At 71.7% G+C, this 6151-nt stretch carries 4 protein-coding genes; 1 reads left to right on the top strand and 3 read right to left on the bottom strand.

Annotated elements, in window-relative coordinates; all coding sequences use genetic code 11:
- From SZN_RS34665 to SZN_RS34655, 3 genes are all read right to left on the bottom strand, one after another.
- A partial coding sequence (locus tag SZN_RS34665) for a biotin/lipoyl-containing protein (protein ID WP_007504498.1) occupies positions 1 to 319 on the bottom strand: 319 nt, incomplete at its 3' end.
- 59 nt (positions 320 to 378) lie between these two features.
- Positions 379 to 1767 carry a dihydrolipoyl dehydrogenase gene (gene lpdA / locus SZN_RS34660; RefSeq protein ID WP_007504496.1) on the bottom strand — a complete coding sequence of 463 codons (1389 nt, stop codon included), beginning with the start codon at positions 1765 to 1767 and terminating at the stop codon, positions 379 to 381.
- 275 nt (positions 1768 to 2042) lie between these two features.
- The gene (locus SZN_RS34655) at positions 2043 to 3635 is read right to left on the bottom strand and encodes a leucyl aminopeptidase (RefSeq protein WP_007504494.1); all 1593 of its coding nucleotides are present in this window, start codon (positions 3633 to 3635) and stop codon (positions 2043 to 2045) included.
- Between the two features lie 356 nt (positions 3636 to 3991).
- Between SZN_RS34655 and SZN_RS34650 the strand changes: the two genes are divergently transcribed.
- The gene (locus SZN_RS34650) at positions 3992 to 6025 is read left to right on the top strand and encodes a hypothetical protein (protein WP_043734699.1); all 2034 of its coding nucleotides are present in this window, start codon (positions 3992 to 3994) and stop codon (positions 6023 to 6025) included.
- Positions 6026 to 6151 lie beyond the last annotated feature (126 nt).

Genomic DNA, 6151 nt, shown 5'->3' with positions numbered 1-6151 from the left:
GCGCGGCCTGGGCCGGCTCCTCGGCGGCCGGGGCCTGCGCGGGCTCGGGCTCGGCGGCCGGGGCCGCGGCCGGGGCGCCGGAGCCGTCGTCGATGACGGCCAGCTCGGCGCCGACCTCGACCGTCTCGTCCTCGGCGACCTTGATGGAGGCCAGGACCCCGGCGGCGGGGGAGGGGATCTCGGTGTCGACCTTGTCGGTCGACACCTCCAGCAGGGGCTCGTCGGCCTCGACGCGCTCACCCTCGGCCTTCAGCCAGCGGGTGACGGTGCCCTCGGTGACGCTCTCGCCGAGCGCCGGAAGGGTTACGGAAACCGCCATGGTTTCGGTTGCTCCTTACGAATTGCGGAAGTCTGTGTCGTCGCCTGGTCGACCGAGGGTCAGTCGTGCGAGTGCAGCGGCTTGCCCGCCAGGGCGAGGTGGGCCTCGCCGAGCGCCTCGTTCTGCGTCGGGTGGGCGTGGATGAGCTGGGCGACCTCGGCCGGCAGCGCCTCCCAGTTGTAGATCAGCTGGGCCTCGCCGACCTGCTCGCCCATGCGGTCGCCGACCATGTGGACGCCGACCACCGCACCGTCCTTCACCTGGACGAGCTTGATCTCACCCGTGGTGTTGAGGATCTTGCTCTTGCCGTTGCCCGCGAGGTTGTACTTCAGAGCGACGACCTTGTCCGCGCCGTAGATCTCCTTGGCCCTGGCCTCGGTGATGCCGACGGAGGCGACCTCCGGGTGGCAGTACGTCACCCGCGGGACACCGTCGTAGTCGATCGGGACGGCCTTCAGACCGGCCAGGCGCTCCGCCACCAGGATGCCCTCGGCGAAGCCCACGTGTGCGAGCTGGAGGGTCGGGACGAGGTCGCCGACGGCCGAGATGGTGGGCACGTTGGTGCGCATGTACTCGTCGGCCAGGACGTAGCCGCGGTCCATCGCGACGCCCTGCTCCTCGTAGCCGAGGCCGGCGGAGACGGGCCCGCGGCCCACCGCGACCAGCAGGACCTCGGCCTCGAACTCCTTGCCGTCGGCGAGGGTGACCTTGACACCGTCCTGCGTGTACTCGGCCTTCTCGAAGAAGGTGCCGAGGTTGAACTTGATCCCGCGCTTGCGGAAGGCGCGCTCCAGCAGCTTCGAGGAGTTCTCGTCCTCGACCGGGACGAGGTGCTTGAGGCCCTCGATGACGGTGACCTCGGAGCCGAAGGACTTCCACGCCGAGGCGAACTCGACGCCGATCACGCCGCCGCCCAGGATGATCGCGGACTTGGGCACGCGGTCCAGGACCAGGGCGTGGTCGGAGGAGATGATGCGGTTGCCGTCGATCTCCAGACCGGGCAGCGACTTCGGCACGGAGCCGGTCGCCAGCAGGACGTGGCGGCCCTGGACGCGCTGCCCGTTCACGTCGACGGAGGTCGGGGAGGACAGGCGGCCCTCACCCTCGATGTACGTCACCTTGCGGGAGGCGACGAGACCCTGCAGGCCCTTGTACAGTCCGGCGATCACGCCGTCCTTGTACTTGTGGACCCCCGCGATGTCGATGCCCTCGAAGGTGGCCTTGACGCCGAACTGCTCGCTCTCGCGGGCCTGGTCGGCGATCTCGCCCGCGTGCAGCAGGGCCTTGGTGGGGATGCAACCCCGGTGCAGGCAGGTGCCGCCGACCTTGTCCTTCTCGATCAGGGCGACGTCCAGGCCCAGCTGCGCTCCGCGCAGCGCCGCGGCGTAACCGCCGCTGCCACCGCCGAGGATCACTAGGTCGAAAACGGTGCTGGCGTCGTTCGCCACGTCACGTCCTCCATGCATGTGCGCCGTACGCCGGGCACCTTTGTCCCTTACGGGTGGTTGACCGGTCGGTCGGCTGGTGTCCGGCCGCTCTTTCTCCGGCCCTGTGGTGGGGGCCCTGTCCTGCCGAGCCCCATCTTCGCACTTGTCCACACCGAACGAGACGCCGGGCCGGTGTGTGAGACGTCCCACCTCCGGCCGGGCGCGGGGTGGCGGCGCTCCTGGCGGAGGGGGCTCCGCCCTGCCCGCGCGCGGAGCCCCCTCGTCGCCGCCGGGTGTCAGCGCAGGTCGCCCGCGGCGGCTCGCTCGGCGAGGCGCACCAGGGTGCGCACCGCGGATCCCGTGCCGCCCTTCGGGGTGTATCCGAACGCGCCGCCCTCGTTGAACGCGGGACCGGCGATGTCCAGGTGGGCCCAGGCGATGCCCTCGCCCACGAACTCCCGCAGGAAGAGACCGGCCACCAGGCCCCCGCCCATGCGCTCGCCCATGTTGGCGATGTCCGCGGTGGGGGAGTCCATGCCCTTGCGCAGGTGGTCGGGGAGCGGCATCGGCCAGGACGGCTCGCCGACCTCGTCGGCCGCCCCCACCACGGCGGCGCGGAACGCGTCGTCGTTCGCCATCACGCCGAACGTGCGGCTGCCGAGCGCCAGCATCATGGCGCCGGTCAGCGTCGCCACGTCCACCAGGGCGTCCGGCTTCTCCTGGGAGGCGGCCCACAGGGCGTCGGCCAGCACGAGCCGGCCCTCGGCGTCGGTGTTGAGCACCTCGACGGTCTTGCCGCTGTACATGCGCAGCACGTCACCGGGGCGGGTCGCGGAACCCGAGGGCATGTTCTCGGCCAGCGCCAGCCAGCCGGTCACGTTGACCTCCAGGCCGAGCCGGGCGGCGGCGACGACCGCGGCGAACACGGCGGCGGCGCCGCTCATGTCGCACTTCATCGTCTCGTTGTGCCCGGCCGGCTTCAGGGAGATGCCGCCCGAGTCGTAGGTGATGCCCTTGCCGACGAGTGCGAGGGTCCTGGCGCCGCGGGAGTGGGTGTACGACAGCTTCACCAGGCGCGGGCCCGACGCGGACCCGGCGCCGACGCCGAGGATGCCGCCGTAGCCGCCCTTGGCGAGCGCCTTCTCGTCGAGCACCTGCACCTTCAGGCCGTGCTCCTTGGCGGCGGCCTCGGCGATGGCGGCGAACGACTCGGGGTTGAGGTCGTTGGGCGGGGTGTTGATGAGGTCGCGGGCGCGGTTCAGCTCCTCGCAGACGGCGACGGCACGCTCGACGGCGGCCTTGAACTCCTTGTCGCGGGGCTTGCCGCCGAGCAGCGCGGCCTCGGCGAGCGGCGCCTTGCGCCGGGCGTCCCCGCCGTCCCCGCCGTCCTTGGCCCCCTTGTCGCCCCTGGCCCCCTTGGCCCCCTTGCCGTTCTTGCCGTTCTCCTTGTAGACGTCGAAGGAGTACGCGCCGAGCAGCACGCCCTCGGCGACCGCGCCGGCCGCCGCGCCGTCGGCCAGGGGCAGCGCGAACGCGGCCTTCTTGGTGCCGGCGAGGGCGCGGGCGGCCACGCCGGCCGCCTTGCGCAGCGCCTCGGCGCCGAATCCGGCGTCCTTGCCGGGCGCGGCGCCCAGGCCGACCGCGAGCACCAGGGGGGCCTTGAGGCCGGCGGGCGCGGGGAGCTTCGTCACCTCGCCCTCGGCACCGGAGGCGCCGAGGGTCTCCAGTACGCCGGCGAGCCCGCCGTCGTACGCCTTGTCCACGGCCTCGGCGCCCGGCGCGAGGACCGGGCCCCGCGCCTTGGGACCGGAACCCTTGGCGACACCGATCACGATCGCGTCGGCGCGCAGGCCGGCCGCCGCGGCGGTACTGAGAGTGAGAGCAGTCACGGTGGTGAAATCTCGCTTCCGATGTGAAGTTGCGATGGCCGAATGGTGTGGGTCGACCGGGCCCGACGGCCGACCCTAGTTCCGACCTGGAGGGTGCGGTGTCGGCGGGGCCTTCCCCGGCACGGCGAACACTGCGCCCGAGCCTACGCTCGCGGGGGTGTTCGCTCATTCCTTCGGATGTTCACCCGTTCGTGGCGTCCCCGTCCTCTCCCGGTCCCACCGTCGAGTGAGCTGAGTCACACTCGTGAGGTTCCGGTGGGTGACCCGCTCGGCGTTTTGCATGATTTCCACGGATCCTTTGCCGATTCAACACATGTGGCCACAAGGGGATCCTTCAGGGGGGAAGGGGCGAACCAATGGCGCTCAGAGCGCACAGATGGAGAAACACGGCCGCCGTCGCGGTGACGACCGGCCTGCTCGCACTGGGGTTAGGTGCTCCCGGCGCGCAGTCGGCGGCCGAGCCGCGCATCGATCTCAAGGTACTGGTCGTGGACGACGGCAGCAGCCCGGTCCAGGCCATCACCTCCCAGCTGAAGAGCACCGGCATCCCGTACACCGCGGTCGACCTGAACAGCGCGAACCGCCCGGACATCACCGCCGCGTACCTCAGCGACACGGTCAACGGCACACCCCGGGCGAAGTTCCAGGGCGTCGTCCTGCCCAACGAGACCCCCTTCGGAGCGGGTTCGGCCGAGCAGACCGCCCTGGAGAACTACGAACGCACCTACGGCATCCCGCAGGTCGACGCCTACACCTGGGCGAACCCGGCGGTCGGCCTGGAGTACACCAACCAGGGCGGCTACGCGGGGCCCCTCGACGGGGCCGAGGCCGCGGTGACCGACCAGGGCCGGGCCGGCGTGTTCGGCTATCTCGACGGCGCCGTCACGTTCGAGGACAACGACCCGGCCGTGCAGGAGAGTTACGGCTACGCGGCCCGGCCCAGGGCCGGCTACACCAGCCTCGTCGACGTCCCCGTGCCCGGCGGCTCAGGCCGCGCCAGCCTGGTCGGCGAGTACACCGCCGACGGACGCCGCCAGCTGGTGATGACCTTCGCCTACAACCAGTACCAGCAGCAGTTCCGGCTGCTGGCCCGGGGCATCGTCGAATGGCTCACCCAGGGCGTCCATCTCGGCCAGGCGCGCAACTACTTCGCGGTGCACGTCGACGACGTCTTCTCCCCCGACGCGCGCTGGGACACCGAGCGCAACTGCACGCCCGGCGACATCGACTGCACGGGCGGCGGTGGCCAGGAGGCCCCGCCGATCCGGATGACCGCCGAGGACGCGCGCTACGCCGCCCAGTGGCAGCGCGAGCGCGGCTTCAAGCTCGACATGGTCTACAACGCAGGCTCCGGCGAGGACTGGAAGTCCGAGAACGGCGGCACCGACGCCTTCGCCGACCAGCTCGTCGCGGACAGGTCGCAGTACCGCTGGATCAACCACACCTACCGGCACCCCTTCCTCGGCTGCGTCCAGGACACCTCCAGCGTGCCGTGGAAGTGCTCGACGGACACCGGCGGCGCCCCGCAGTACGCCAGCCGCGCGACCATCTCGGCGGAGATCCGCGACAACTACGACTGGGGTGTGTCCAAGGGCCTCCCGGTGGACCGCTCGGAACTCGTGACGGGCGAGCACTCGGCGCTGAAGACCCTGCCGCAGCAGCCCGACGACAACCCCAACCTCGCGGGCGCCCTCGCCGACAACGGCGTCAGGTGGATCGCCTCCGACGCCTCCCGTGAGACGGGCCAGCGTCCTGCCGGTGCCGCGCTGACCGTGCCCCGCTACCCGATGAACGTGTACTACAACGCGGGCACCGAGAAGGAGATGGCCGACGAGTACAACTGGATCTACACGGCCAAGGCCGACGGCGGCAGCGGCATCTGCGAGAACAACCCCGCCTCCACCTGCATGGCCGCACCGCTCGACACGGCCACGGGCTACCGCGACTACATCGTCCCGCAGGAGGCCCGCGCCGCCCTCGGGCACGCCATCAGCAACGACCCGCGGCCGCACTACGCCCACCAGTCCAACCTGGCCGAGGACCGCGTGCTCTACCCGGTCCTGGACAAGGTGCTGGCCGACTACCGGGCGCTGTTCGCCGACAACACCCCGATGGAGAACCTCGCGCAGAGCGCCATCGGCACCGAGTTCCAGCGCCGCGCCGCCTGGCAGAGCGCCGTGGCCGACGGCTCCGTCACGGCCTACCGGATCGGCAAGGACGTCACCGTCAACGCCCCCTCGGGGCTGCAGATCCCGGTGACCGCACCGGAGGGCACCACGAAGCAGTCGCTGCTCTCCAGCAGCCCGTTCGGCACCGCGTACGCGGGCTCGCGCTCGGCGTGGACCACGCCGGGAACCCTGCTGACGGCGCTGAAGCTGACGCTGCCGTAGGCACCCCGCCGGGCGGTGACGCCCGCGGGCAGGGGCACGCGGGGGCGCGGCCCGCCGCACCGGACCCGGGTCCGGGACCGGCGGCCGCGCCCCCGCGACACGCGCCGAGGGCCGCGCGGCCCGTCA

This window comes from Streptomyces zinciresistens K42 (genome assembly GCF_000225525.1).
GTDB lineage: Bacteria > Actinomycetota > Actinomycetes > Streptomycetales > Streptomycetaceae > Streptomyces > Streptomyces zinciresistens.
Note: the sequence above shows the minus strand (reverse complement) of the source record. Positions and strands in the feature narration are given on the sequence as shown.

Coding starts and splice junctions, on each gene's coding strand:
- SZN_RS34650 (WP_043734699.1), top strand. CDS start 3,992: ATGGCGCTCAGAGCGCACAGATGGAGAAACACGGCCGCCGTCGCGGTG.